The sequence below is a fragment of the Streptomyces sp. 184 genome, assembly GCF_045781775.1.
Lineage (GTDB): Bacteria > Actinomycetota > Actinomycetes > Streptomycetales > Streptomycetaceae > Streptomyces.
Window position 1 is genome coordinate 210,619 of the sequence record NZ_CP123230.1, and the last position, 25,307, is coordinate 235,925.

The window sequence follows — 25,307 nt, forward strand, 5'->3', positions numbered from 1 at the left end:
ACATCACGTGGGGTCGACGGGACTCAGGAGGCGGAAGATGACGGAGAGACGTCGATCAGGGCTGCCCGAAAACGCCGGCGGCGGTTCAGGCGCGGCGGCGGAAGAAGGCGGCGCGGCCGGTGCGGCGGCCCAACGGCACGGCGGCGGCCGGAGCGCCGGGGACCGGAGCGGCAAGGCCCGTACCGGGGGACGCTCCGACGGCTGGTTCGACTGGCCGGGACTGGGCGCCGACATCCGCGGCGCCGGGGCGGACGCGGGCATCGCGCTCGTCGTCACCGGCGCGATATTCGTCTGGCTCTACGTCCGCATCGACAACGGCTCCTCCGCGACCCTCCAGGTCATGCCGATGCTCGCCGACGCCGACCGCTACTGGATGTACTGGCTCTGCCAGGCGTTCGGCTGGTCCGGCCTGCTCTGGGCGTGGATCACCATCGTCTTCAGCCTCCTGCGTACGGGCCCCCGCCCCCGGGTCCGCTGGATGCCGCCCGCCGGTCTGGAGAAGCTGCACCGCACGACGAGCCTGACGACGATCGCCCTGATGTTCATGCACGCCGTGATGTTCTTCCTGGAGGAAGTCCGCGGCAACGAGGGCGGCGCGACCTGGGCCGGCCGGGTGTGGGACGCCTTCGTCAAGGTCTTCATACCCGGCGGCTACGCCACGGGCACCGGCCGCATCGCCATCCTCGTCGGCCTCCTCGCGTTCTACCTCGCGATCCCCCTGGGCCTGGCCTACTACCTGCGCCAGCGCACCGGCTCGCGCATGTGGCGCGCCCTGCACCGCTTCATCATCGTCGTCTACGTCCTCAGCGTCTGGCACACGCTGCTGTACGGCACGAACGTCTGGTACGACGGCACGTTCCGCACCCTTGTCTGGGCCCTCCAGATGCCCATCGCCGCCATGCTCCTCCTGCGCCTGCTGGCCCCCGCCCGCCCCAGCGAACGCCTCCGCGTGCGCGGCTCCCGCCCGCTGCCCCTGACGGCACGATTCGCGGGCCGCCTCGCGGTGGTGGCGACGGTGGCGGGCCTGGCGGCGGTCGTCGCCACGGGCGTGGACGGCGGGCGCACCCCGGACGGCGCGTCGCCGGGGCTGTGGCCGGAGCAGTGGGTGATCTGGGCGGGGCTGCTGGCGCTGACGCTGGCTCTGGTGGCGGTGGTCCACCGGCTGAGACCCGCGGCGGTGGCCGCCCAGGGACGGGGGACCGCACCCGGGCGACGGGAGCCGGAGGCGGCGGGGGACCACGGGGCGGGCTGAGGCGAGGACTGAGGCGGGACCGGAACGCCACCGCGGGCCGCCGACGATACGGCGGCCCGCGGTGGCTTCGCCTACACCGGCAGGTCCATGGCCGCGATCGGCTCCGTGGTGGGGCGTTCGGAGCCGCCGGCCGGTTCCACGGTGACGCCCATGCCCGAGGCGTCCGCGACCCGGCCGTCCATGAGCACCGCGCCGCCGTCGCCGGTCAGCAGCCCGGCAGGCCGCATCTCGTCGCCGCCCGCGCCGCCCCCGTCCGGGTCCGGGTCCGGGTCCGCGAACCAGAGTTGGTACACCCGGCCCTCCGGCAGCTCCGGCAGACCCGCGGCGACGAACACCGCCCGGTCCCGCTCCCGGGACACGACCACCGTGCCCGTGGCGTCACCGCCCAGCCGCCCGGAGGCGGCCTTCGCGTCCGGGGCCGCCAGCACCGCGGTCACCTCGGCGACGCTCTCCTGCGCACGCTGCGCCGCCGACCGCGCGTCCTCGGCCTCCTGCTGCTGCCACACGGCGACTCCGCCAAGCCCGGCCGCCGCCGCCAGGCACGCCGCCAGCGCCCAGCGCCCCGCGCCCCGGAAGGCGCCGCCCGCGCGGCGCCGTACCGGCGTCGCGGCGTCGCGTATCTCCGCCGCCCGGTCCTCGTCGACCCGCGGCGGCTCCTGCCGTACGGTGTCGATCCGCCGCAGCACCTCCGCCTTCAGCTCCGGCGCCGGCCGCGCGGCGACCGCCATGCCCAGCCGGGCCGCGGTCTCCGCCAGCTCCCGCACCTCCGTCCCGCACGCCTCGCAGAGCGCCATGTGCTCCTCGAAGCGGGCCCGCTCGGCGGGGGGCAGCGCGTGCAGGACGTACGCCCCGGTGGCGGTGTGCGTGGCGTGCGCAGCCGCACCGGAGTCCGCGCCCCCGGCCCCGAACCCGGACCCGGCTCCTGCTCCGGACCCGGCGGCCCCGGCCCCGGTCACGTTCCCACCCCCAGGCAGTCCCGCATCCGGATCAGCCCGTCCCGCAGCCGCGTCTTGACCGTCCCCAGCGGCAGCGACAGCAGCCCGGCGACCTCCCGGTACGTCAGCCCACGGTAGTACGCCAGCGTCACCGCCTCCCGCTGCAACTCCGTGAGCATCCGCAGGCACCGCCGTACCTGCACCCGCTCAAGACGGCTCTCCACCTGCTCGCTGACCTCGTCGAACGCCGGGGTCCGCGCCAGCAGCGCCGCCTTCCCCTCCCGTTCCGCCGCGGCCTGCGCCGACCGCACCCGGTCCACCGCGCGCCGGTGCGCGAGCATGAGCACCCAGCTCCGCGCGCTGCCCCGCTCCGGCCGGAAGCGCGCAGCGGTGCGCCACACCTCGACCATCACGTCCTGCATCACCTCCTCCGACTGCGCCGGATCGCGGACCACGGAGCGCACCAGCCCCAGCACGGGCCCGCTCAGCGCGTCGTACACCTCGCTGAACGCCTCGCCGTCGCCCCGCGCGACCCGGGTCAGCAGCTCCTCCGCGGAGGGCTCGCCCGGGCCGGGCGACGGCATCCCGGCTACGTCGGTGGATCGCACGGGTCTCCTTCGGCCAGCGGCGTGCTCACCTGCTCACCTGCTCACGTACGCGGTGCGCATGTGCTCACTTCGGCATCAGTACGGTGTCGACGATGTAGACGGTGGCGTTGGCGGTGGGCACGTTGCCGCAGACGACCTTCGAGGAGTCGTTGACGGTGAAGTCCTCGCCGGACCCGGCGGTCCTCAGGTCGCTCTTCTGAAGGGTGGGGTACGTACCGTCCTGGAGCTGCTCGGGCGTGAGCTTCTGGCCCACCACGTGGTACGTGAGGATGTCCGTGAGCTTCGCCTTGTCGGCCATCACGGCGTCCAGGTCCTTCTTCGGGATCGCGGCGAAGGCGTCGTTCGTGGGCGCGAAGACGGTGCTGTCCTGCGCGCTGTTCAGGGTGTCCACGAGCCCGGCCTTCTTGACCGCGCTGACGAGGGTCGACAGCTCCGGGTTGTTCGACGCGGCGGTGGCCACCGGGTCCTGCGCCATGCCGTCGAAGCTGCCGGCGCCGTCCTCGGGCACGGCCGCGCAGGCGTCCCCGAAGGGCCCGGACGCGCTCTGCGCGGCGTCGTCCTCCATGTCCTGGCTCGGCTCGCTCTGCTCCTTCTCCTCGGACTGCGACGCGCTGTCGCTGGCGGCCTTGTCGTCGCCGTCGTCGCCGCAGGCGGCGAGGGACAGCGGGAGTACGGCGGCGGCGGTGAGGGCGACGGCGGCGCGGCGGGTGCGGGTGACGCGGGCGGTACGGGTGAAGGCGCGCATGGTGACGTTCTCTCCTTGAGGGTTGGTGTGGTGCAGGTGTGGGTGGGTGTTGAGGGAAACGGCCGGGTCAGGTCACGTCGACCACCACCGAGTGCCGGCCGGTGGCGCCGTCCGGCAGTACCGGGGCGCGGGCGGCGGTCTGGACGTCGCCGCGGCGGTCGGTGGCGCGTACCTGGAGGGTGTGGGAGCCGGGCTCCGCGTCCCACGTCCACACCCACTGCCGCCACGTGTCGACGCTGTCCTCCGCCGCGAGCCGGGCCCGCTGCCACGGGCCGCCGTCGACCCGGACCTCGACGCGCTCGACGCCGCGGTGCTGCGCCCAGGCGACACCGGCGACCGGCACCCGGCCGGCCTTGACGGTGGCCAGGGGGCGGGGGGTGTCGATACGGGACTGGGTCTTGATCGGCGCCCGGGCGGCCCAGTCGCGCCGGACCCAGTACGGGTCGTAGGCGTCGAAGGTCGTCAGCTCCAGCTCGGTCAGCCACTTGCAGGCGGACACGTAGCCGTAGAGGCCGGGCACCAGCATCCGTACGGGGAAGCCGTGGTCGAAGGGCAGCGGTTCGCCGTTCATGCCCACCGCGAGCATGGCGTCCCGGCCGTCCATGACGGTCTCGACCGGGGTGCCGATGGTCATGCCCTCCACGGAGCGGGCGACGAGCTGGTCCGCGGGGCCGCCGCGCGACGGCGGCCGGACACCGGCCTCGCGCAGGAGCGGGGCCAGGGGCACGCCGATCCAGCGGGCGTTGCCGACGTACGAGCCGCCGACCTCGTTGGAGACGCAGGTGAGGGTGACGTGGCGCTCGATCAGCTCGCGGCGCAGCAGGTCGGTGAAGGTGAGGGAGAGTTCGCGGGGGACGCCGTCGCCGTGGATGCGCAGGCGCCAGGCCGTGGCGTCGACCCGGGGGACGACGAGCGCGGTGTCGACGCGGTAGAAGTCGCCGTTCGGGGTGACGAACGGGGGCACGCCGTCGACGCCGAGGTCGGCGCCGCGCGGCACGGGCGGCGCGGCGGACGCGGGCGCGGGCAGCCGGAGCCGGTCCCGCGAAGCCACCGCGTCCGCCGCCTGCCCGGCCCGCAGCTCCCGCCCGAGCACCCACGCCCCGCCGGAGGCCGCGGCGGCGGTGGAGGCGACGAGGGCGAACCGCCGCCGGTCGAAGGGGGGAGGGGAAGCGGGCGCATCGGCCGCATCGGCGGCACGGGAGGTATCGGCGACAGCCGCCGCAGCCGCCGCATCCGGTGCGGCGGGCCGACCGGGCACGTCATGCCCACGCGGCTCGCCCAACTCGCCCAACTCACCCGACTCGCCGTCGTCGGCGACCGGCACAGGGCGCTCGGCGGCGGGCGGGCGGAGGAGTCCGGACAGCCCGTAGAGGACCCCCGCTCCCACCACCGCCCCGGCCACCGACGGCAGCGCGTCCGCGGGCCCGTCGCCCAGCCCCGGCCGGCTCAGCGCGGCGGCGGCGCCCAGCACGCCGAACGCGAGCACCCCGGCCGACCCGGTACGCCGCAGCCGTAGCGTCAGCATGCCGAGCGCCACGGCGAAGAGCGCCAGCAGCACCAGCACGCCCGACTTCAGGACCAGCTTGTCGTCCTCGCCGAAGTTCCGGATCGCCCAGTCCTTGACGGCCGCCGGCGTCGCGTCGACGACGGCGGCGCCCACGGCGTTCAACGGCGCGGCCTCGGGCCGCACCCCGACCGCCGCCAGCTCCGCAACCCCCAACGCCGCCCCCGCGGCCACCAGCCCGCCCACCCCGGCCGCGGCAAGCACCGCGACGGTACGGGCGGCGCTGACGCGGGCGGCAGTGCCGGTGTCGGTTCGCTGTGGGCTACTCACACCTCACATTCGAAGCCGCCCGCCCAGCGGATTGGTCCGAGTTTTCGGTGCAGGCATTCTGCCGCGATTGCAGGTATTCTGCATGCATGACCACCGTGACGATTCGTGACGTTTCCGAGGACACCCTGAGAGCGATCAAGGTTCGTGCCGCCCAGGAAGGGAAGTCCCTCCAGGGCTTCCTGCACGAGTTGGTCGAACGTGAAGCAGCGATCCCCACCATGGACGAGATCGTCACGCGCATCCGCGAGCACGCCTCGGTGGATCTCACGGACGTGGACACCGCCGCATTCGCGGACGAGGAGCACCGTTGATCGTCGTCGACTCCTCCGCCGTTATCGACCTGCTGGTCGACTCGGGGCCGAGGGGCAAGGCCGCCGCACGCCACCTGGCGGGCGAGAGCCTGCTCTCGGCCCCGTACCTGATCGACACCGAGGTCGCCTCCGTACTGATGCGCCTGGAGCGCGCCGGGATGCTCGCCGGGGACAAGACCACGCGGGCCGTGACCGACTACCGCAGCCTGCCCATCCGCAGGCACGAGCACCTGCCGCTGCTGGAGCGCGTGCGCCGGCTCGGGAGCGTGCGCTCGTACGACGCCTTCTACGTCGCCCTCGCCGAAGGTCTCGACGCACCTCTGCTGACCTCCGACGCCAAGCTCGCCCACGCCCCCGGCCCTCGCTGCCGCATCATCAACATCCACGACGAGACCTGACCCGGCAGCTCGCTCCCGGGCGTTCAGGGCGGCGGGGTCGTGGCTTCCGGGGGGAGCAGGCCCGTGGACTTGGCCGTGGTCCAGAACTCCTGAGGGACCTCCCGCGCGAAGGCGCCCGCCGTGTCGGCCACTTCCGCCGCCGTGCGGGCGCCGACCACCACGCTCGTCACCGCCGGGTGGCCGAAGGGGAACGCGAGCGCCGCCGTCGTCGGGGCGACGCCGTAGCGGCGGCAGAGCGCGTGCCAGGCGGTGACGCGGCGGGCGAGGGCCGTGGGGACCGTGGCGTAGCCGTGGGGCGCGCCGGGGCGGGGGTCGGTGAGCAGGCCGGACTGGTAGACGCCCGCCGCCAGCACCGCGACGCCGCGCGCCGCGCACAGCGGCAGCAGTTCGTCGAGCCCGGTGTGGTCCAGCAGGTTGTACCGGCCCGCGAGCATCACGCAGTCGGGCCCCGGCGCCGCCGCCTCGCGCAGGTAACGGGCCGCCACCGGCGCGTGGTTGACGCCGATCGACACCGCGCCGACCGTGCCGCGGGCGCGGAGTTCGGCCAGCGCCCGGTAGGCGTCCGTGACGGCGACGGGGAAGTCCTCGTCCGGGTCGTGGACGTGCAGCACGTCGATCCGGTCGAGCCCGAGCCGCTCCAGGCTGTCCTCGACCGAGCGCATGACACCGGCGTACGAGTAGTCCCGCCGCGGCCCGACGCGGGGCGGCGGGTCGGCCCAGATCGGCTGCGTGTCGGTGCCGCCGGGCACGATGAGCCGGCCGACCTTCGTGCACAGGGCGTACGTCCCGCGCGGGCGCCCGGCGAGCGCGGCGCCGGTGCGGCGTTCGGAGCGCCCGTACCCGTAGACGGGCGCGGTGTCGAAGAGCCGGATGCCCGCCTCCCAGGCGCGGTCGACGGTGCGGGCGGCGTCTTCGTCGGACACGGGCGCGAACAGTCCGCCGATGGAGGCCAGTCCCAGGCCGAGGCGGGTGACGGACACGCCGGTACGCCCCAGGGGCACGACCTCGTCCGCTCGCATGCGCGGCTCCTTTCGCCGTGGTTCGCCGTGTTTCGCCGTTTCGCCGTGGGGCTTCACAGTTCGATGTCGTAGCCGCCCGCGCTCAGCGTCGCCGCGTCGCCGTCCCGCGGGAAGCGGTACGACAGCAGCGCCAGGAGCAGCCGCAGCACCTCCCGCGTCGGCCGCGCCGTCCCCGGCACGTCGAGCGCGGCCAGCAGCGCGTCGGCATGGGCCGGTTGCGCGTACGCGAGCGGGCGGGTGGCGAGGGAGGGGATCTCCGCGTGCCGTACGTCGTACAGGTCGGTGACGCCGCCCGCGTACCCCGCGGCGAGCAACCCGCCGTCCGGCGAGGCGTGCAGGCTCGTCACGGGGCCGCGGCCGGACCGGCCCGGCGCGTCCGGGGGCTGCGGCATCGCGCCGGGGCGGGGCGCGAGGGTGACGGCGTCGAGCAGGTGCAGCCCGCCCTGCGGGTCCACGGTCGCGAGCTGCCCGCGGCCCGGCAGCGCGGTCATCGCCGTGACGCCCCCGACGGAACCGGTCGACCGCAGCGCCCCGCTCACGGGCCGGAACACCTCGACGAGGCCGCGGTGCTGCTCGTACACGGCGAGGGCGGTGGGCCCGGCGAGGACGGCCCGGGCGGTGACGCGGGGACGGCGGCCTTCGGCGACGACGACGGTGGCGGTGCCGGGGGAGGTGGATGCGTCCGGGTACGGGAACGGCCCGGGGCCCGGGCCGTTCCCGTACTCCTCGGTGTCCCACGCCGTGAGCAGCAGCCGCCGTCCGCAGACCGCCAGCCGCCCCGCGTAGGGGTCTGACGCCAGGGCGCGGGGCCAGTCCGTGCGGGGGTCGAGGCCGAACGCGGCGACGGACACGGCCGCCAACTCCGGCACGGGAACCGCATCCACGACCCCGGCACCGGCGCCCGCACCGGCGACCACGTCCGGACTCGCCCCAGCCCCCGCCGGGCCGCCGAACAGCAGGTGCCCCGACCGCGTACCGGCGACGAACCGCCCCGCCCCCAACCCCGCCAGCGACGTCACCGCCCCCGGCCACTCACGCAGCACCCGGCTCCGCCCGCCCGCGCAGTGCAGCAACCGGGACGGCTGGTCCACGGTGCTCGTCCGCTCCGCGGCGACGAACGCCCCGCCGCCGAGGTGCACCAGGTGCCCCACCGACGACCAGAACCCGTCGTACCGCTCCGCCAACTCCCCCCGGTGCAGGTCGATCACGCCCACCGCGCGGTTGCTGGTCGCGACGGCGAGGAGCGGTACGTCGGGGGCGAAGGACAGGTCGTTGACCCGGCCACGGAAGCGGATACGGGCCAGGTGGTAGCCCGCGGGCCAGTCGCGTGCGAGCGCGGCGAGGCCGGCGGCAAGCGTCCCCGGGTCGACGGCGCGCAGCAGGGCGAGCAGCCGCCGACCGGCCTCGTCGGCGGGCCGCCAGGCGTCGCGCGGCTCGGTGGAATCGCCGTGGCCGTCACCGGCGTGCCGGGCGGCGAGGAGGGGCAGCAGCCGGTGGCCGCGGGCGAGGGGGAGGTCGCGTACGAGCTGCCAGAGGTCCGGCAGCCGCCCCTCGTCGTCGAGCCACCCGGTGAGGTGCGCCAACTCCGCGTCGGTCAGCCCCTCGACCCGCCGCGCCCGCTCCTCGCCCCCGGCCGCCCCGAGCACGATCTCCGCCAGCCCGGGCCCGTCGCCCCACCGCGCCGCGCGCTGCCGCGCGCCGGGCGGCGCGTCCTCGGGCGGCGAGTCGTCGTGCGCCCGGCCCGTACGGAGGAGGAAGGCGGCGCGGCGGGCGGGGTCGCGGGGGGAGGGGGTGAAGCGGTGGGTGACGCACCAGTGGAGGAGTTCGTCGTGGTCGAGGGCGTGCGCGCAGAGTTCATCGGCGAAGTCGGCGAAGTCGGCGAGGAGGGAGAGGGCGCCGCGGGCGGGCCGTTCGTCGGAGGCGCCGTCCGCGGTGCCGGAGTCCTCCCCGAACCCGCCCGGCCCCGCGGGTCGTTCCCGTACCGCGAGGATCCGTTCACGCGCGGCCTCCGCCAGCGGATGCTCCGCGTACCCCGCCGCCTCGATGAGCGCCCGCCGCGTCGCCGGGCGGGCCAGCAGCCGCCCGGTGTCGGGCTCCACCACCACCCGGCTCAGCTCCCGCCGCTCCTCGGCGGCGGCCGGGACGCCCCACCGGGTCAGGGCGGGCAGCAGCCCGCCGCCCGGCCCACGCGACCGCCACCCCTGGGCGGCGGGCAAGGGGCGGAGGAACAAGTCCCACAGCAGCTCCAGTTGGGCCGCGGGCGGCGGGGAGGAGTGCGCCAGCAGGGTGTCGAACAGCCACCAGTCCGCCACCGCGGGGAAGGAGACGCTGTAGGGGCCGCTGGGGCGCAGCACCGCGGGCCACAGCCTGTTCGCCGCCCAGACGTCGGCGGTGCGGCACAGCTCGGTGACGGCGTTCCGCACGTCGTCGTCGGGGTCCTGGAGCAGCGTCGGTGCGTGCGCGGTCCAGTGCACCCGCCCGGCGGCACGCAGGTGCTCGGGGCCTTGCAGCGCGGCGGAACGCAGCAGGCGGGGCAGGGACGCCGTGGCCGTGGCGTGTGTCTCCAGCACGATCTGCCGCAGGGCGGGGTCGTCGCTGACGGCCCACCGGTCGGCGATGAGGGACCGGGCCTGGTGGGTGCGGGGATGCCGGGGGTCGCGGGCGGTGCGGATCAGTACGGCCAGCGCGGCGGGCTCGCCGTGCAGCGCGCCCTCCTCCAACCGCCGCCAGGCGCGCCGGGCCCGCCCCCCGGTCCGATGCGGCCCCCCGGCCCGCCGCAACCACCGCTCAGCCTGCCGCAACTCCCGCCCCACCACGTTCTCGCCCACACCCGCCCCCGACCGCCGACGCCCGCCCCCACCAGTCTCCGCCCCCGCCCCCGATCCCGCTCCCCTCGCACGTCCCCGGGCCGGGCGGACGCTTCAACGGGCGAGCCGGAGTGCCTGCTCCATCAGCTCGCCGTCGTGGAGGGTGAGGTCCCGGTGTGCAGCACATCGTGCCCGTACATGGGCCTGGCCAACTCGACGCGGCGCCCCAGGCGCAGGCTCCAGTCGGCACGCCGCAGGTCGAGGCGGCGGCCGGAGCCGCCGATGCGGGCGGACCAGCCGGTGCAGATCACCCAGCAGGCACAGGCGTGTTCGTGCCCGCCCCGGGAGCCGTAGAGGCCCGGGGCATGATGTGCCGCGGCGACCTCCAGCAGTTTCGGGTGCTCCAGTTCCGGTACCGGCAGGACGCCGACGACCGCGGTGGAGCCGAAGGCGCCGGTGGTGGTGTACGCGACCAGGCAGCGGCGGTCGGGCCAGCGGTGGGTGAGCCGGTAGACGGTGACCCGGCCGGCCACCGCCAAGTACAGGACACCTGGAATACCGAAGCCGCCCGCACGACGGTCCTGCACGTCTGGGAGGAAGCCGTTGTGCCGGGCATGCTGCAAACCGCCGACTACGCCCGTCACATCTTCATGCGGTAAGCGGCATTCCAGCACTCCACTCCTGATGCCGACGACGCGGTGCGTGCCCGGATGCGGCGGCACGAGTGGCTGTACGAGCCGGGCCGCAAGCTGTGTGCCCTCACCTGGGAGGCGGCGCTGCACGCGCTGGTCTGCCCGCCTGCGGTCCTCGCCGCCCAACTCGACAGGCTCGCCGGCGTCATCGGAATGGACACCGTTGAACTCGGCGTCGTGCCCCTCGGAGCACCGCTGAAGTTGCCGCCCGCGAACGGCTTCTGGGTTTTCGACGACCGGCTCGTCATCACGGAGGACTGGCACGCCGAACTGTGGCTCGATGACACCGACAGCATCTGTACGTACCTGCGGGTGTGGGAGGCCCTGCGCGAGTCCGCGGTGTACGGCGCGGAGGCGCACCGCGTGATCGCCCGGGCGCGGCACGCGCTCGGCTGACGCGAGCCCGGCCCGGGCAGTCATGCGGAGGCGGGTCTGCGTCAGACGGTGCCGAACTCGTTGTGCTGGACGGCGGCGATGAACGAGGTCCAGGCGGACGGTTCGAAGGTGAGCGCGGGGCCGTGGGGGTCCTTGCTGTCGCGGACGGGGATGATGCCTGAGGTGACGTAGGCCGGGGCCCACTCGACACAGTTGCCCCCGCCGTTTCCGCTGTAGCTCGACTTGACCCATTCCGCACGGGAGAGGTCGGGCGTGGTGCTCATGTCGGAAGTACCTCCATCACGGACCGGATAAAGGCCGCCGATTCATCTGGCGACAGGGCGGATGCCCTTAACAGATCGTATACCCGCTGCCGTTCGATGACGCTTGCCAGATCCTCCATCAACGTGCCGGTAGTGATGCTTTCCTCGTAGGCGACCCGTGCACCACTCTCCATGGTCATCAGCATGATTGAGCCACCAATCAACGCATGTCCCCCGAGGTCGAACGGGACGACCTGGACCATCGTCGTCTGAGTCAGCATCAGCTTGGTCAGGTGCGCGAGCTGCGCTCGCATCACCTCCGGCCCACCGAAGCCCCGGCGGAGCATGGCCTCGTCCAGCACCGCTGAATAATCCAACAATGCACCGGAGGAAAGCACCAACTGCCGACTCATTCGAGCCGTGACCAGTTCCTCGATCTTCTCTTCCGGCGCCCAGGGATTGGCTTGGATGAATAGGGCGCGTGCGTAGTCCTCCGTCTGTAGGAGCCCGGGCACGATCTGACTGCTGTACTCCCCGATCACCTGGGCCCGCGCCTCAAGTTCCATACGGCGCTTGAACTGGTCCGGGTGGATCTCCTTCGCCGCGAGCCGGTACAGCTCCTGGAAGATCCCGTCCGTGCCGAATGCCGCGTCCAGCCGCGGCGGCAGATCCGGCGGCGGCATGGCCTGCGCGGTCTCGATGCGGGCCAGGTGGCTGCGGCTGATGTTCACCACGTCGTTCAGCGCTTCGAGGCTCATGCCCGCGCGCATGCGGTGGGTGCGCATCTTCGCGCCGAAGAGGTGACGGGCGCTTCTGTCGGGGGTGAGTTCGCGGGGACGTGCGGGCACTGTGCGACTCCCATCTCCAGCGGTTACGGGGGACATCTAGACCTGTTGCTCGCCGATACGGAGAGCAACCCTGTCTTTACGCAAAGTAGTAGATCCCCGGTCGGGGCATCGGACGAACTGACAAATTGGCAGGCAAGGAACGAGGTACGGACCATGACCACGCAGGCGCGGATGTTCGCCAGGAGTGCCCGGTCGGTAGGCAGGGCACGCGAGTTCGTCGCCGGTGTGGTGGTGGACGCCGGGGACCGGGCGGACGACATCCGGGTGTGTGTCTCGGAGTTGGCGACCAACGCGCTACGGCACACCCCCGTGGGCCGCCGCTTCCTCGTACGGGTTGCCGTGGAGCCGGACGTCGTTGAGGTGGAGGTGCACGACGCCGGGGGCGGCGAGCCGCATGTGTGCTCACCGGCGGACACCGACGACCACGGCCGGGGGTTGCTCCTGGTCGAGGCCCTGGCCGACGACTGGGGTACATCCGACCGCAGCGGGCCGGGCAAATCCGTCTGGGCAACGTTCAAGGTCCCCCAGGCGAAACCCGTGACGGCACGTGACGCCTGACCCTGCTGCCCTCGTGAGGGCCACCGCCCCTGCTACGTCCCCTCACGCCCGCCCAAGGGTATGCGCCTGGTCTGACAGCGCCGGGCCTACGGGGCACCCGGCGGCTCTGCGTCGTTGGGTGGGCCGGTGTTCGGGGGAGCGGCGAGGGGGGAAGCGGTGTCGTTGTGGCTCCCCCCGGGCCACCCCACTCCTGAGTGTGCGGGCCTGCGTCCGCCGTCAAGGGCGTCCCCTCCGCTTCGCTGCGGGGACGTCGCTTCGCGATGGGGCTTCGCCCCACCCTTGACGGCGGACTCCGGCCCGAGAAGATCGGCGGCTATGGGTGGCCCGGAGGGAGCGGGCGCCCTCCACCAGGGCTACGGATGCAGAGCCCGGCGGACGGGGGCACGGAGCACCGGAGCCGGGCCCCCCGGCTCATGGATGCTCCCGCGGGCGGGGGTCCGGCCACCGGGAGTTGGGCCCGCTCCGGTCGCGGATGCCCCCCGCGGAGACGGGCCGAGGCGTCGGCGACCGGGCTGCTTCGGTCGCGGGCCGGCGCCGCCCCCGGGGCAGCGGCCGGCCCGTGTCGTTCGCGGACGCGCCTCCGGTGGGGCGCCCCGGTTGCGTTACCGGTGCTTCGTGTCGAAGGCTTGGGCTACGGCGAGGCTGTCCTCGTAGACGTGGTGCCGGGTGACGAGGCCGTCTTCGACGGTGAGGTGCAGGGCGAACCGCGCGCGGTACGCGCGTCCCGTGGACCGGGCGGTCTGACGGATCTCGCCGAGCACGACCGCGTCGTTTCCGTCGACGAGGATGCGCTCGACCTCGGTTCCCACCTCTTCCGGCACGTGGTGCTCGGCGATCTCGCGGAAGTGGGCCGCCGCGTCGGCCCGGGTGGCCCGGTGGCGGATCCAGGGCGTGGCCGGGCGGCCGTGTTCGGCCTCCGGCCAGTCCAGCTTCCAGTCGCTCTGCTCGGCGTACAACTCGGCGATGCGCTCGGGATCGCCCTCGCCGATCCTGCGCAGCAGTTCCTCAACCACCGTGCGCGTGTTCGTGGGCGCGGCTTCTGACACGGCTTGCCCCTACGTCTTGGTCCGCGTCCGGGCAACGCGGGGAGATCAGCAAGCTTGCCCACGTGGGCCGCCCGAGGCGATTACCTCCGGGGTAGGGCGAGCGCGTCGCCCGGGTGCGTATCGATGGGCAAAACCCGGCTTGGGTGGGTCATTTGTCCCGTTTCGCGGAGGGTGTTACCGCAAGTTATGACGAGATTTGTCCGCCTGGGCGTGGCGTGCTCCGCCCCGCGGGCCACCGCCTACGGCTTGAAGTACTCCGACATCATTCCGCTCACCCACTCCGGCTGCCTGACCCCCTCCGGGCGGAACTCCTCCATCACCGGCTTCAGGTCGATCACCGGCGTGCCCGAGACCGCGTCCAGGCCCACCACCGTCAGTTCGCGTCCCTCGACCGACTCGATCGCGCACGAGGTCACCCCGATGCGGTTCGGTCTGCGCGGGCCGCGGCCCGCGAAGATGCCCATGGGCGGGAGGTCGGGGCGGCCTCGGTAGGGGCGGGGTTCCCGGTAGTCGTCGGCTTCGGGGAGCCGGTCGAAGACGAAGACGACCTCCACGTGGGAGAAGCCGTCCAGGCCCTGGAGGCATGCCTCGCCGAAGCGCTCGTCCACGGTGATCGTGCTGCGGACGGCACCCCAGTTGTCCGTGTGCTGGACGTCCGTCCGGTCGTTGTGCACCGTGCCGATCGGTGTGATCTCGAAGCTCGCCATGGCCAGAGGTTATCCCCGCCGCCGGCTCGGGCGGCGTTCCGAACGTGATGTCCGTTTCCCGCCAGCCATCCGCGCCTTCGCCGATCATGCTGGCGGCATGACGATCTCACCCACCACAGACTCCGTGACCGTCCTCACCGGCATGTACGCCGCGGAGGCGGAGTACCTGGCCGCCGGCGGTCCCGGCGAGGCTTCGTTCGACCTGCTCGCGCCCTTCTTCGCGCCGAACGTCGTGCTGCATCAGGCGGATGCGCTGCCGTACGGAGGCACGTGGCGCGGGCACGACGGCATGACGCGGTTCTTTCTCGCGATGGGCCGGGTCTGGGAGCGGTTCGACATGGTGGAGCAGGAGTTCCTCGCTACCGGTGGGACCGCGGTCGTTTTGACGCAGGTCCGGGCGCGCGCCCGTGCGACCGGCCGTGAACTTGCCTTCCCCATCCTGCAAACCATCACGGTCGAGGGCGGGCGGATCACCGAGGTCCGGCCGTTCTACTGGGACACACAGGCGGTCGCCGACGCCTGCGGCGGGTCCTTGCCGACGAGCTGAAGACGGGCGCGGGGCCCGTCAGGGGGCGGGCTGCTCGCGGAGCCATTCCAGCGCCGTCGCGCCGGAGCCGAGTACCGAGATGTGGCCGTCGTCGGGCCGTATCCACAGCTCCGCCGCCGGGCAGCGGTGCGCCAGCCACTCGCCGTGGGCGCAGGGGATCACCCGGTCCCGGCCGCCGTGCAGCAGCAGCACCGGCGCGGTCACCGCGGCCGGGTCGAAGCCCCAGGGGCCGACGTTGGCGAGGTCGTCGTCGATCAGCCCGCCCGGGCCGTCCGCGACGGCGGGTCCGACGACCTCGTCGAACCAGGACCACGCGCCGGCCAGCGCCGCGTGGTCGGCCGCCGTGAACACCTCCGGGTCGTACGCGGCCTCCGCCTCGTACTTCTCCTTTTCCGCGCGCCCCGCGACGGCCGCCCGGAGCGACCCCGCGACGGACGGCGCCATCCCGGCGAACCAGTCCAGCCCCCTGGCCCCGTACGGTGCCGGTCCCGCCACGCTCACCACCGCCGCGACCCGGTCCGGCGCCAGTGCCCCGCACGCCAGGGCGTGCGCGCCGCCGCTGGAGTGGCCCAGGGCAGCGAAGCGCCCGATGCCCAGTTCGTCGGCGACCCGCGTGGTGAGCGCCGCCGCCGACGCCATGTCCCGCCCGGGCCACGGGCTCGACCCCCCGTACCCCGGCCGGTCGTACGACACCCAGCGCAGCCCCAGCCGCTCGGCGTCCGCCAGCAGCGGGCCGGGCGGCGTGCCGACGTTCGGCGTGCCGTGGTGCCAGAAGACGGCGAGCCGGTCGTCGCGGCCCCCGCCCCCCGTGTCGTACACGTGCAGCCGGCGCCCGCCCTCCAGTTCCACGTCGATCTCCCTCATGTGCTCCATCCTGCGCCACGGGTCTGCCATCCGGGCGGCAGGCGTTCCCGCGCGGGTCTCGACTCTTGCCTCTGACGTGTACGTCAGGGTTTACGGTCGCGGTCCCGCGGCCGGGACGCCCGGCTCCGACGCTCTCGGGAGGACCGCCATGACCGCTGCTCTGCCGCGTACCGCGCGTGAAGTCAGGCTCGCCGCCGCCCCGGACGGCCTGCCCGGGCCGGGGGAGGTGGTGGTGCGCAACCGGTACTTCCTCGTCTTCCCCGGCCTGCGCACGGTGATGGGCGCGGAGGCCGAGGGCATGCCGCTGCCGCCGATACGCGGCGGGGACACCGTCTACGGCCCGGCCGTCGGCGAGGTCGTCGCCGCCCATCCGGACGCGGCGTCCGTGCACCCCGGCGACACCGTCGTCCACCTGCGCGGCCGGCGCGAGTACGCGGTGCTCCCGGCCGCCGAGTGCGCGCCCGCGGACGGCACGCTGCCCGACCCGGTGGCGCACCTCAACCAGGGGGCCGCCGCGTACGGCTCGCTGACCCGCGTGGCCGAGGTACGCGCCGACGACACCGTGCTCGTCACCGGCGCCGCGGGTGCGGTCGGCACGCTGGCCGGGCAGATCGCCCGGCTGCTCGGCGCCGGGCGGGTGATCGGCACGACCCGCTCGGCGGGGAAGGCCGGGCGGCTGCTGGCCGAGTCCGGTTACGACGACGTGGTGGTCGCCGGGGACGGCCCGTTCGCGGACCGGCTGGCGGCGGCCGTGCCCGAGGGGGTCGACGTGGTGCTGGACATGGTCGGCGGCGAGCAGTTGGCGGGCGCCGTCGCCTCCGCACGCCCCGGCGCCCGCCTCGCGCTGGTCGGCGCCCTGTCGGGGCAGTTGTCGCCCGAGCGGGCGGGCGGCAGCGCGCGCTTCGGCGACTGGCTGCGCTCCGGTGCGATGACGGTGCGGGCCGCAGGACATCGCCCGGATCCGGGCCGTACGCGAACTCCTCGCCCTCGGCCTGACCGTCGAGGACCTGCGCGGCCGTACCGAGCAGCTTCACGCGGTCGAGAAATACCCGCTGTCCTGCGGCTCCTGCGGTGTCAGCGCGGTCGTGGACCGCCGGATCGCGGTCCTCGACGCGGAGATCGAGCGGCTGACGTGGCTGCGCAGCCGCCTCGCCGCGCTGCCCCGCCCCGCGGGCGGGCCGCACGCCCCGGAGACCGGTTCGTGAGGAGTTCTACAGGGCCCGGCCGAGGGCCTCGGTCAGGGCGACCGGGGTGATGTCGAGGCGGTCGAAGCGCCAGCCGTCCTCGGTGCGGCGGGCTCCGTAGTGGTGGACCCCGCCGGCGATCGCCTCCGTCTTGTCGTCGATGACGAAGACGGCGATGTCGTGGGCGCGCACGGTGGCGGTGTCCCCGTCGATCTCGATGACCAGGTTGGACTTGTTGTGCAGGGTGCGGACGTATCTGTCGTGGCCCCTGCGGACGAGTGCGACCAGCGCCTCGATGCCGTGGGCCTCCCCCCGCGGGGACCTGACGGCGACGTCCGGGGTGAAGAGCCGGTCGGTCTCGTCGAAGCGGCCCTCGTCTATCCACAGGCTGTGGCGGGCGACCAGGTCGGCGAGTTCGGCGCGGTCGGTGAGGGCGGCGAGGTCGCGGATCTGGGTTTCGGTGCCGGGCATGGCGCTCTCCTTCAAAACGTTAGTGTCACTAACGGTTGACTCGTGAGCGAATGTATATCGTTAGTGGCACTAACGCAAACGGGTAGGATGCCCGGCATGGAGACCACCGACGAGACGCGGTTCGACCGCGGCGAGGAGACCCCGGAGCGGCTCAAGCGCCAGTTCTCGCGACTCGTCGGGATGACGGCCACCCAGACGCGGCGGGTGGCGGGCGAGGCGCTACGGGCGGTGGGCGCCCACAAGGACCACTTCGTGGTGCTCGCCACCCTCGCCGAGGCGGGCCCGGCCAGCCAGGCGGCCCTGTCCGGCCGCACCCGCATCTACAAGAGCGATCTCGTCTCGGTCCTCAACGACCTCGCGGACGCCGGCTGGGTCCGCCGCTCCCCGGACCCGGCCGACAGGCGCCGCAACGTCATCACCGTCACCGAGGACGGCCGGCGCCGCCTGGACGAACTCGACCACGTACTCGACGGCGTCAACGAGCACATCATGGCCCCGCTCGGCCCCGACGAGCGCACGCAGTTGTTCGCCCTGCTCGGCCGCGTCAACGCGCACCTGGACGACGGGTCCTAGCGGTTCACCCAGAACGACGGGCACGTGATGCCCTTCTCCTGCGCCTTCTCCAGCGCCCGAAGCCGCTCCTCGCGGACCGTCCCCATGCCCTTGTACGGGTTGCCGCGAGCGCCGCGGTAGTACGCGATGTCGTCGCCGCCCAGGTCCTCCACCAGCAGGGGCTCACCACGGACGAAGGGCTTCTCGTCGTTCCACTCCACCGGATCCGGGATGCGGACCGTCGTGCGGGTCTCGCTGGACGGGGGCACGTGCCAGCGGACGTCGGTCAGCGTGACCTCCACCCACGGGAACGCGTCCGGGGGGCGGGGGACCTGCTTCACGTCGGCCACCGTCCCCTCCAGCAGGCGCTTCGTGCACGCGGCGTTCTCCAGGAGCGTCAGCCCCTGGCCGTCCGCGTCGCTGTTCCCCGCCCCGTCCTGGGCGATGCCGTCCGTGCCCGCGCCGGTGATCGCCGTGTGGGCCAGGAGCCCGAACGCCGCCACCGCCGCCGCGCTCACCACCACCGCCACCCCGCGGCGCAGGCGGCGCCCCGCCGCAGAAGGCGACGGCAACGGCTCGCCCCAGCCACGGCCCTCGCGCGGCGCGTCCTCCCCGCGCGCTGCGTCCTCCCCGCGCGGTACGTCCCCGCGCCGTGCGTCCCCGTGCGGTACGTCCCCGTGCGGTGCGTCCCCGTGCGGTGCGTCCCTCCCCAGCGGTACGACCCTTCCGCGCCGCCCTACGTCCCGGCCCACCCGTCCCCCCGCCGTATCCGGTTCCTCCTCCTCCCGTACCACCGCCTCCGCCGCGATCAGACCCAGCGCCCTCCGCAGCCGCTCCTCCTCCGCCTCCGTCAGCTCCGGCACCTCACCCCACCTCCCTCTCCCGCAGTCGCGTGCGCAGCACCGCCGCCGCCCCGTGCAGGCGGCTCTTGACCGTGCCCTCCGGGATGCCCAGCGCCTCCGCGATGTCCTTCACCGGCAGGTCCGCGTAGTAGCGCAGCACCACCACCTGCCGCTGTCCGTCGGGCAGTTCCTCCAGGCCCTCCGCCACCGCCAGGGCCAGCAGCCGGGCGTCCTCGGGGTGGTCGGCCGCGGTGGAGCGGGTCCAGCGGGCGGCGAGGCGTTCGCGCAGGCCCGCGTCGCGGGTGCGGCCGCGGTGCCAGTCGGCGGCGACGCGGGAGGCGACGGCCGCCGCCCAGGCGGCCGGGTTGCGCACGGGGGCGCGGTCCGGCCGCGTCTGCTGCTCCAGCAGCTTGAGCTGGACCTGCTGCACCCCGTCGTCGAGTTCGCCGAACGGCACGCCGCCGAGCGCGAGTACGGCACGTACCCGGCTCGCGTCGGCGGCGGACAGCGCGGGGTCCGCGTCGTGCGCCGGTCTGCGGCGGACTGCCATCGCATCCCCTCCCTTGCCGCGGCACGTCCCGTCTATGACGGAGTACGGGTCCGGAACGTTCGGCCGTACGGCCCGGAGGTCAGCCCGGCAGCACCGCCAGCGCGTCCACCTCCACCCGGAACTCCGGGCTCACCAGCCCCGCCACCTGCACCAGCGAACTCGCCGGCGGGTGTGACGGGTTCTGGAGTTCGTCGCGTACGCGGCGGAACGCCGGCAGGTCGCCGAGGTCGGTGAGGTAGACGGTCAGCTTCACCACGTGCTCCAGGCCGGATCCCGCCGCCTCCAGCGCGGTGGTGAGGTTCGCGAAGACCTGGCGCACCTGCGTCTCCGCGTCGTCCTTGCCCACCAGCCGGCCGTCGGCGTCCAGCGGCACCTGGCCGGAGACGGCGACCACCGTGCCGGTGAACGCCACCGCGTGGCTGTAGCCGTTGACCGGCGGGGATCCCTCGGGCCGGACGATGTGCTGCTGCATGCGCGTACTCCGCTCGTCGATCAGATGTCGGCATTCCGAAACTACCTTCCGCGCGAATCTTGCTTTCCTTACCGCTACGGGTGATATCCGGACACGTCATGTTCCATGCCCGCGCCGCGGACCGCTCGGTGGCAGCCTGGAAAGGACGAGGTGCACGAGCGAAACGGGGGCGAATCCATCGTGCGCATTGTGGTGATCGGTGCAGGCGTGATCGGTGCGGCGCTGGCGGCGCAACTCGGCGGCGGGGGCCGCGGCGGGGGCGCGGACGGGGGCGGGGGCACGGGCAGAAGGGTGGAGGTGTGGCTGCTGGACCGCGGCGCACCGGGGGCGGGGACCACCGCCAACTCCATGGCCTGGATCAACGCCCACTCCAAGACCCCGCGCCACTACCACGAGCTGGCCGTCTCGGGCATGCGCGCCCACGCCGCCCTGGCGCGGAACACCGGCCCGGCCGCCTACGCGGGCGCCGGCGTGCGCGGCAGCGGCCGCGGGTGGTACCGCCCCGGCGGCGCTCTGCGGTGGGCCTCCGGCGGCCCCGGGCTCGACCAGCTCCGGCAGACCGTCGCGCGCCTGCGGGAGTGGGGGTACGCCGCGGAGTGGATCCCCGTGCCCCGCGCCCGGGAGCTGGAGCCCGCGCTGCGCATCGACGCCGGCGCCCGGGTCGCGTACTTCCGCGACGAGGCGGCCGTCGACCCGGAGCCGTTCGTCGCCCACCTCCTCGCCGCCGCCCGCGCCGGCGGCGTCCACGTCCGTACCGGCGCGGAGGCGCGCGTCGTGGGCATCGACACCGCCGGCGGCCGGGTGCGCGGCGTGCGGTGCGCCGGGGGCGAGACGGTGCCGGCGGACGTCGCGGTGTGCTGCGCCGGCTGGCGCACGCCGGCGGTCGCCGCGCTGGCCGGCGCGTACGTGCCGCTGGTGCCCGGCGACGCGCCGGGGTCCGAGGCGCCGACGCTGCTGGCGCACCTGCGTCCGGACGCCGGGGGCGGCCCGCCGCTGACCCGCATGGTGCTCACCCCGCGCCTGCACGCCCGCCCGCTCGCCGGCGGGCGCGTCTACCTGGAGGCGCTGGACCTCAACGACGAGGTGGACCGGCACACGCCCGCCGACCGCGTCGCCGCGCTCGCCCGCGAACTGCACGCCCGCGCCCACGACATGCTGCCCGCCGTGGCGTCGTCGGCGCAGCTCGTCGGCGGCCGGGTGTGCACGCGCCCGCTGCCGCCGGACGACAACTCGATCGTGGGCCCGCACGCCGAGGTGGAGGGGCTGTACACGGTGGTGACGCACAGCGGCATGACCCTGTCCCTGCGGCTGGGGAAGCTGGTGGCGCGCGAACTGCTCACCGGCCGGGAGACGCCGGAGCTGGCGCCGTACCGGCCCGACCGGTTCGTACGGTGAGCCGGCGGGTCGCCGCACGGACCGGCCGCCGGCTCACCGGGCCCGCGGCTCAACTCAGCATCCGTGCCGCCCGGTACGAGAACTCCCGGGCCGCCGGCACGTTCCGGAACGGCCGCAGCCGCTCCCGGAACCCGGCGAGATAGCCCCGTACCCGCTCCGACTGGATGTCCTCCGTGGCCCGCAGCGCGCCCATCGCCACCTGGCAGGCGTGCTCGACCTCCCGCTCCTGGAGCCACGCCGTGGCCAGCACGACGCGCGTGAACGCGATGCTGCGCGCGTACCGGTCCGTGCGCGCGGCGATCCCGTGCTCCGCGTGCGGCCGGGCCGCGCGCGCCTGCCGCAGGTCGACGAGGCAGTGCGCGATCTCGTCGTGCAGCTCCGCGCCGCTGAAGTAGCGCAGCCAGACCGGCTCCTGCGCGGGGGCGCCCGCGGACAGGGAACTCTCGGCGTGGGAGAGGGAGATCGCGGTCGCCCGCGAGTCGCGCAGCCGGGCGTGCGCGCGGGCGGCCATGGCGTGCAGCACGGCCTTGCCGGCCGGGGTCAGCCCGGGCTCGGCCAGCCCGGCTTCGGAGAGTTCGACGGCCTCGCGGTAGTCGCCGAGGTGAACGGCCTGGTGGGCGAGGGTGCCGAGGATCTTGGCGGCGAAGGCGCGGTCGTGCCCGTGGTACGCCATGTCCAGGGCGAGCCGCAGATAGCGCCGGGCCGCGCTGTGCCGCCCGGTGTCGTACAGCAGGTGCGCGGTGTGGTGGGTGACGAGGGCGGCGGCGCGGAAGAGGTTGCGGCCGACGGCGCCCGTGTAGCTGCTTTCGAGCATCGGCAGCACGTCGGTGCGCAGGTGGGTCATCGCGATCGACCGGGCGGCGCCGCCGCCGTAGCGGTTGTCGAGCATCGCCAGGTGCTCGGTCAGGGCGTGGATCCGCGCGATGTCCGGCTGTCCGACGCGGTACGTGCCCACGGCGCGCTGCGGCGGCGCGGGCGGCGTGGCGCCGCGCCACCGGCGGACGGAGTTGCGCAGCGCGGCGGCCGACACCGGCGGCAGCGCGTAGCGCGGGTCGGCGTCCCAGAGCTGGGCGGCGGTGCGGACGGCGCCGAGGGGCGTGGACGGGCCGCGCAGGCCGAGGTTGTCGGGGAGGAGCCGGCGGCCGGAGGGGGCGGCGATGTCGCCGGGGGTGATGTCCCGGCCGAGCCGGCGGGAGAACACGGCGGCGATCAGCTCCGGCGGTACGGACGAGCCGAAGCTGCCGCGCAGCCAGCGCTTGACGTACGTGTGCGTGCAGCGCAGTTCGAGGCCGCGGCGGCGGCCCAGCTCGCGTACCTGGCCGGCGAGGGAGGTGGGGGTGAGGCCGGACTCGCGCATGAGGGCGGCGAGCCGGACGTTGACCCGCACGTAGTCGCCCCCGGCCCCGGGCCCGTACCCGGCTCCGGACGCGGCCGACGCGGGGGCGCTCGTGCCCGGCCGCCGGGACAGGGCGTGGCCAACCGCGTGGCCGACCGCATGGCCGACCGCGTGCCCTGCCCCCGCGGGACCGGTGCTCGCACGCCCTCCTGCGCCGGCCCCGCCCTCACCGGCGGGGGCGGCCCCCTCGGCCGCCGGCCCGCCCGACTCCCGCCGGGCCGCCTGCCGTTGCCGCGTACCCGGCCCGCGTAGCTCCGGCTCCCGTCCGCCCGGCTCCCGTCCGGCCGCCGTTCCCCGTCCCCGTCCGCCCGGCTCCCGTTCCGCGCCCGGCGCCCACCCGTCGGGGCCGGCTCCCCGCACCGCCGCCAGCCGCTCCCGCGCGAAGCGGTTGCGCCACCGGCACACCGTCGTCGGGGTGATCCCGAACCGGGCCGCCACTTCCCCGTTGGACTCCCCCGCCGCGCACGCGAGCACGATGCGGCAGTGGAGCCGTCTGGCGGCCGGGGTGGCGCTGTGTGCGACCAGGTGTTCGAGGAAGTGGAGTTCCCGGTCCGTCAATGTCAACCGAGTCGTGGGCCTGCCTCGCGTCATGGACGCGCATTATTGCCCGCACGGCGCGTCCCGCAGGTCGCTCTCCGCCGGACGACCCCCGAACGACCTGCAAGATCACCCGATTTAATGCGCGCTGTAAAGGTGAACGCTCTGCACACCCCCGGAACTTACGAACGGCACATGCCAGACGGCAGGCTACGGAGCGCAAAGTTCCGGTCTGAGCCGGCAGATCGAGGTAGCGCTTACATGACCACGACGGGCCCACCCGCCGACGGCCACACCCCGCAGCCCGCGGTCGACACCACCCGGGGCGACGCATCGGGCGCCGCCCCGCGCGACGCGCCGGGCGATGCCGACGACGCCCTACGGGAGCCGGAACCCGGCCCCGTACCGCCGCCGCCGACGCTGCTGCGCGTCGAGTTGGCCAAGCGCGGCTGGGCCAGATTCTCGACGTTCGAAGTCCACTACACGCACGCCGCACGCAAGGCCGCCGCCGAGTACGGCGACCCGCGGCTCGCCAGACTCACCATCTCCAGCACCACCTTCAAGCGGTGGCTCGCCGGGGAGCAGATCCCGCGCGGCAACGCCGGCACCGTCCTGGAGCACATGCTCGGCATCGACGTCGACGCGCTCCTCGGCCCGGCGCCCACGCGCACGTTCACCACGCCCCGCCTCCCCGACGACGCCTCCCTGGCCACCGCCCGCGCGCTCGACGTGACCTGGTCGACGTCCTTCCTGTCGCCCACCGCGCCGGCCCCCGGCGGCGGCGGGGTCTGGCAGCTCGACGGCCACCGCGTCTTCGACGGCACCTCCGTGGCCGTGCAGTTGTACGAGGCCGAGGCCGGCCCGGACAGCGTCGTCATCGGGCCCGACGACCACCCGCACCTGCGCGACTTCATCCGCCCCGCGCGCCGGGCGCTGCTGCTCGCCGCGCTCGGCGCGCGCCGCGGCGAGGGCCTGTTCGTGCTCGACGCCGTACGTGCCCGGCAGCCCGTCGCCGCGGACCCGGTGGACGTGCTGCCGATCCCGCGCGCGTACCGGCTGGACGACCTGACGTACGGCATCCTGTGGGCCGTACTCAACCTGGACGACGGCCTCCTCGCCGACGACGCCCTGCTGGAGGCGGAGCGCAGCGGCCTGGACGACTTCCTGGGCCGCGAGCGGTCCGCCGTGGCCCGCTCGGCGATGCCCGACCTGTCCGACGTCGGCACCGCCTGGCTCGGCAGCCACGTCTGCGACCAGCACATCCTGCGCAAGCTGCGCGCGGAGCCGGGCGAGCCGCCGGTGTTCTGGGCCCGCGAGCAGTACGGCGAAGAGGCCGCCGCCTGGCTGTTCTTCCGCCACAAGCACACGTATCTGCGGTCGCTGCGCGACGCGCTCGCGGACGCGGACGGCCCGTACGGACACGTCTTCTGCCTGCCGCACAACGCGGTCAAGACCAGCGAGCGCTACGAGCGCACGCTGCTGTTCCTGACGCTGGCGCTGATGGAGCAGCACGGGCTGACCACGTGGGTGTGCACGGAGCCGGAGTACGCGCAGGTGGACGGCTTCGCGCTGCTGCCGGGGGAGCGCGCGATCATAGCCAACTGGCTGCGCACGGACGGCATCTGGCAGGTCGACACCACCAGCCACTGGGCCCGGCTGCGGGCCTACGCGGACGCCGTACGGCACGCGCAGACGCGCAGCGTCACCGACGGCGCCACGGCCGCGGAGCGGCTGCGCCGGCTGGCGGACCACCTGGATCTCGACTGGGCCTGGCTGACGGGCCGGTGCGCCGAGCTGGGCCGCTACGGCAGCGCCGGTATGCTCCGGCCGCGCAGCCGGCTGATCGGCCTGGAAGAACTCGACGAGGTGCTGCGCTTCGTCGGCGGTCTCGGGCCGGGCGGCAGGCCCGCGAGTGACCTGGACCACGGTGACTTCGGCGCCCTCGCCGGGGCCGTGACCGGCGGAAACCGAACGCAGTTCCGGCCCGACCGCCCCCGCGGCGGGCGAAGATAACGCACACGTTCGAACCCCCGGGAAGCGACCCCCAAACGACCCCGGGGAGCGGTGGCAACGACACCCGTAGCTGAGCAATGTAGGTG

General features: G+C 74.4%; 26 protein-coding genes and 2 pseudogenes. 10 read left to right on the forward strand and 18 right to left on the reverse strand.

Annotation, left to right across the window (positions count from 1 at the left end):
* Window positions 1-37 precede the first annotated feature (37 nt).
* Entirely contained in the window at window positions 38-1,252 is a 1,215-nt protein-coding gene (locus QBL21_RS00750; protein ID WP_407559995.1) for a ferric reductase-like transmembrane domain-containing protein, read from the forward strand.
* Between the two features lie 71 nt (window positions 1,253-1,323).
* On the opposite strand, the gene QBL21_RS00755 is transcribed toward QBL21_RS00750, so the two are convergent.
* The 4 genes from QBL21_RS00755 to QBL21_RS00770 all read right to left on the reverse strand — a co-directional run bounded on the left by QBL21_RS00755 (window position 1,324) and on the right by QBL21_RS00770 (window position 5,374).
* On the reverse strand, window positions 1,324-2,091 hold the full coding sequence (locus QBL21_RS00755) for an anti-sigma factor domain-containing protein (protein ID WP_407566260.1): 768 nt from the start codon (window positions 2,089-2,091) through the stop codon (window positions 1,324-1,326).
* Window positions 2,092-2,204: 113 nt separating this feature from the next.
* Window positions 2,205-2,771 (reverse strand): ECF RNA polymerase sigma factor SigK, encoded by a 567-nt coding sequence (sigK, locus tag QBL21_RS00760; RefSeq protein WP_407566261.1) that lies wholly within the window; start codon window positions 2,769-2,771, stop codon window positions 2,205-2,207.
* An 88-nt stretch (window positions 2,772-2,859) separates the two neighbouring features.
* The gene (locus QBL21_RS00765; RefSeq protein ID WP_407559996.1) at window positions 2,860-3,540 is read right to left on the reverse strand and encodes a fasciclin domain-containing protein; all 681 of its coding nucleotides are present in this window, start codon (window positions 3,538-3,540) and stop codon (window positions 2,860-2,862) included.
* Between the two features lie 67 nt (window positions 3,541-3,607).
* Entirely contained in the window at window positions 3,608-5,374 is a 1,767-nt protein-coding gene (locus QBL21_RS00770; RefSeq protein ID WP_407559997.1) for a molybdopterin-dependent oxidoreductase, read from the reverse strand.
* Window positions 5,375-5,460: 86 nt separating this feature from the next.
* On the opposite strand from QBL21_RS00770, the gene QBL21_RS00775 reads away from it, so the two are divergent.
* Together QBL21_RS00775 and QBL21_RS00780 are read left to right on the forward strand one after the other, a co-directional pair.
* Window positions 5,461-5,685 (forward strand): FitA-like ribbon-helix-helix domain-containing protein, encoded by a 225-nt coding sequence (locus QBL21_RS00775; RefSeq protein WP_407559998.1) that lies wholly within the window; start codon window positions 5,461-5,463, stop codon window positions 5,683-5,685.
* A complete protein-coding gene (locus tag QBL21_RS00780) occupies window positions 5,682-6,083 on the forward strand; it encodes a type II toxin-antitoxin system VapC family toxin (protein ID WP_407559999.1) in 402 nt (133 codons plus the stop codon). The genes QBL21_RS00775 and QBL21_RS00780 overlap by 4 nt, the downstream gene beginning before the upstream one ends.
* A gap of 23 nt (window positions 6,084-6,106) precedes the next feature.
* Here the strand turns inward: QBL21_RS00780 and QBL21_RS00785 are convergent, their stop codons facing one another.
* The 3 genes from QBL21_RS00785 to QBL21_RS00795 all read right to left on the reverse strand — a co-directional run bounded on the left by QBL21_RS00785 (window position 6,107) and on the right by QBL21_RS00795 (window position 10,448).
* Window positions 6,107-7,102 (reverse strand): aldo/keto reductase, encoded by a 996-nt coding sequence (locus QBL21_RS00785; RefSeq protein ID WP_407560000.1) that lies wholly within the window; start codon window positions 7,100-7,102, stop codon window positions 6,107-6,109.
* A 53-nt stretch (window positions 7,103-7,155) separates the two neighbouring features.
* Complete coding sequence (locus QBL21_RS00790; protein ID WP_407560001.1) at window positions 7,156-9,930, reverse strand: hypothetical protein; 2,775 nt, start codon at window positions 9,928-9,930, stop codon at window positions 7,156-7,158.
* A gap of 122 nt (window positions 9,931-10,052) precedes the next feature.
* Window positions 10,053-10,448: a hypothetical protein gene (locus QBL21_RS00795; RefSeq protein WP_407560002.1), complete on the reverse strand. Its 396-nt coding sequence runs from the start codon at window positions 10,446-10,448 to the stop codon at window positions 10,053-10,055.
* Between QBL21_RS00795 and QBL21_RS00800 the strand changes: the two are divergent.
* Window positions 10,434-10,997, forward strand: a pseudogene (locus QBL21_RS00800) (DUF5753 domain-containing protein); the annotation flags it as partial. The gene QBL21_RS00795 and the pseudogene QBL21_RS00800 sit on opposite strands and share 15 nt — an antisense overlap.
* A gap of 41 nt (window positions 10,998-11,038) precedes the next feature.
* Here the strand turns inward: QBL21_RS00800 and QBL21_RS00805 are convergent.
* A complete protein-coding gene (locus QBL21_RS00805; protein ID WP_407560003.1) occupies window positions 11,039-11,260 on the reverse strand; it encodes a DUF397 domain-containing protein in 222 nt (73 codons plus the stop codon).
* Window positions 11,257-12,087: a Scr1 family TA system antitoxin-like transcriptional regulator gene (locus QBL21_RS00810; RefSeq protein ID WP_407560004.1), complete on the reverse strand. Its 831-nt coding sequence runs from the start codon at window positions 12,085-12,087 to the stop codon at window positions 11,257-11,259. The genes QBL21_RS00805 and QBL21_RS00810 overlap by 4 nt, the downstream gene beginning before the upstream one ends.
* Window positions 12,088-12,240: 153 nt before the next feature.
* Here QBL21_RS00810 and QBL21_RS00815 point away from each other — a divergent pair, with 153 nt between their 5' ends.
* Window positions 12,241-12,645 carry an ATP-binding protein gene (locus tag QBL21_RS00815; protein ID WP_407560005.1) on the forward strand — a complete coding sequence of 135 codons (405 nt, stop codon included), beginning with the start codon at window positions 12,241-12,243 and terminating at the stop codon, window positions 12,643-12,645.
* Window positions 12,646-13,247: 602 nt separating this feature from the next.
* Here the strand turns inward: QBL21_RS00815 and QBL21_RS00820 are convergent.
* Both QBL21_RS00820 and QBL21_RS00825 read right to left on the reverse strand, forming a co-directional pair.
* Window positions 13,248-13,691: a nuclear transport factor 2 family protein gene (locus QBL21_RS00820; RefSeq protein ID WP_407560006.1), complete on the reverse strand. Its 444-nt coding sequence runs from the start codon at window positions 13,689-13,691 to the stop codon at window positions 13,248-13,250.
* A gap of 239 nt (window positions 13,692-13,930) precedes the next feature.
* Window positions 13,931-14,398 carry an SAM-dependent methyltransferase gene (locus QBL21_RS00825; RefSeq protein ID WP_407560007.1) on the reverse strand — a complete coding sequence of 156 codons (468 nt, stop codon included), beginning with the start codon at window positions 14,396-14,398 and terminating at the stop codon, window positions 13,931-13,933.
* Between the two features lie 97 nt (window positions 14,399-14,495).
* Between QBL21_RS00825 and QBL21_RS00830 the strand changes: the two genes are divergently transcribed.
* Window positions 14,496-14,945, forward strand: a complete 450-nt coding sequence (locus tag QBL21_RS00830) for a nuclear transport factor 2 family protein (RefSeq protein WP_407566262.1) — start codon at window positions 14,496-14,498, stop codon at window positions 14,943-14,945.
* Window positions 14,946-14,963: 18 nt separating this feature from the next.
* Here QBL21_RS00830 and QBL21_RS00835 read toward each other — a convergent pair whose 3' ends face one another.
* Window positions 14,964-15,809 carry an alpha/beta fold hydrolase gene (locus tag QBL21_RS00835; RefSeq protein ID WP_407560008.1) on the reverse strand — a complete coding sequence of 282 codons (846 nt, stop codon included), beginning with the start codon at window positions 15,807-15,809 and terminating at the stop codon, window positions 14,964-14,966.
* Window positions 15,810-15,957: 148 nt separating this feature from the next.
* Here QBL21_RS00835 and QBL21_RS00840 point away from each other — a divergent pair, with 148 nt between their 5' ends.
* Window positions 15,958-17,064, forward strand: a complete 1,107-nt coding sequence (locus QBL21_RS00840; RefSeq protein ID WP_407560009.1) for a zinc-binding dehydrogenase — start codon at window positions 15,958-15,960, stop codon at window positions 17,062-17,064.
* Here QBL21_RS00840 and QBL21_RS00845 read toward each other — a convergent pair.
* The gene (locus tag QBL21_RS00845; protein WP_407560010.1) at window positions 17,021-17,464 is read right to left on the reverse strand and encodes a nuclear transport factor 2 family protein; all 444 of its coding nucleotides are present in this window, start codon (window positions 17,462-17,464) and stop codon (window positions 17,021-17,023) included. The two genes, QBL21_RS00840 and QBL21_RS00845, sit on opposite strands and share 44 nt — an antisense overlap.
* Window positions 17,465-17,560: 96 nt before the next feature.
* Between QBL21_RS00845 and QBL21_RS00850 the strand changes: the two genes are divergently transcribed.
* Window positions 17,561-18,037: a MarR family winged helix-turn-helix transcriptional regulator gene (locus QBL21_RS00850; protein ID WP_407560011.1), complete on the forward strand. Its 477-nt coding sequence runs from the start codon at window positions 17,561-17,563 to the stop codon at window positions 18,035-18,037.
* Here the strand turns inward: QBL21_RS00850 and QBL21_RS00855 are convergent.
* The 3 genes from QBL21_RS00855 to QBL21_RS00865 form a co-directional block, all read right to left on the reverse strand.
* Entirely contained in the window at window positions 18,034-18,879 is an 846-nt protein-coding gene (locus QBL21_RS00855) for a hypothetical protein (protein ID WP_407560012.1), read from the reverse strand. The two genes, QBL21_RS00850 and QBL21_RS00855, sit on opposite strands and share 4 nt — an antisense overlap.
* A gap of 1 nt (window position 18,880) precedes the next feature.
* A complete protein-coding gene (locus QBL21_RS00860; RefSeq protein WP_407560013.1) occupies window positions 18,881-19,408 on the reverse strand; it encodes an RNA polymerase sigma factor in 528 nt (175 codons plus the stop codon).
* Window positions 19,409-19,487: 79 nt separating this feature from the next.
* A complete protein-coding gene (locus QBL21_RS00865; protein ID WP_407560014.1) occupies window positions 19,488-19,880 on the reverse strand; it encodes a RidA family protein in 393 nt (130 codons plus the stop codon).
* A 189-nt stretch (window positions 19,881-20,069) separates the two neighbouring features.
* On the opposite strand from QBL21_RS00865, the gene QBL21_RS00870 reads away from it, so the two are divergent.
* The gene (locus QBL21_RS00870; RefSeq protein WP_407560015.1) at window positions 20,070-21,275 is read left to right on the forward strand and encodes an NAD(P)/FAD-dependent oxidoreductase; all 1,206 of its coding nucleotides are present in this window, start codon (window positions 20,070-20,072) and stop codon (window positions 21,273-21,275) included.
* 49 nt (window positions 21,276-21,324) lie between these two features.
* On the opposite strand, the gene QBL21_RS00875 is transcribed toward QBL21_RS00870, so the two are convergent.
* Together QBL21_RS00875 and QBL21_RS00880 are read right to left on the reverse strand one after the other, a co-directional pair.
* Window positions 21,325-22,662, reverse strand: coding sequence for a tetratricopeptide repeat protein (locus QBL21_RS00875; protein WP_407566263.1), 1,338 nt, complete (start codon window positions 22,660-22,662; stop codon window positions 21,325-21,327).
* 372 nt (window positions 22,663-23,034) lie between these two features.
* A pseudogene (locus QBL21_RS00880) lies at window positions 23,035-23,262 on the reverse strand (helix-turn-helix domain-containing protein); the annotation flags it as partial.
* Window positions 23,263-23,469: 207 nt separating this feature from the next.
* Between QBL21_RS00880 and QBL21_RS00885 the strand changes: the two are divergent.
* The gene (locus QBL21_RS00885) at window positions 23,470-25,221 is read left to right on the forward strand and encodes a hypothetical protein (protein ID WP_407560016.1); all 1,752 of its coding nucleotides are present in this window, start codon (window positions 23,470-23,472) and stop codon (window positions 25,219-25,221) included.
* Window positions 25,222-25,307: the final 86 nt, after the last annotated feature.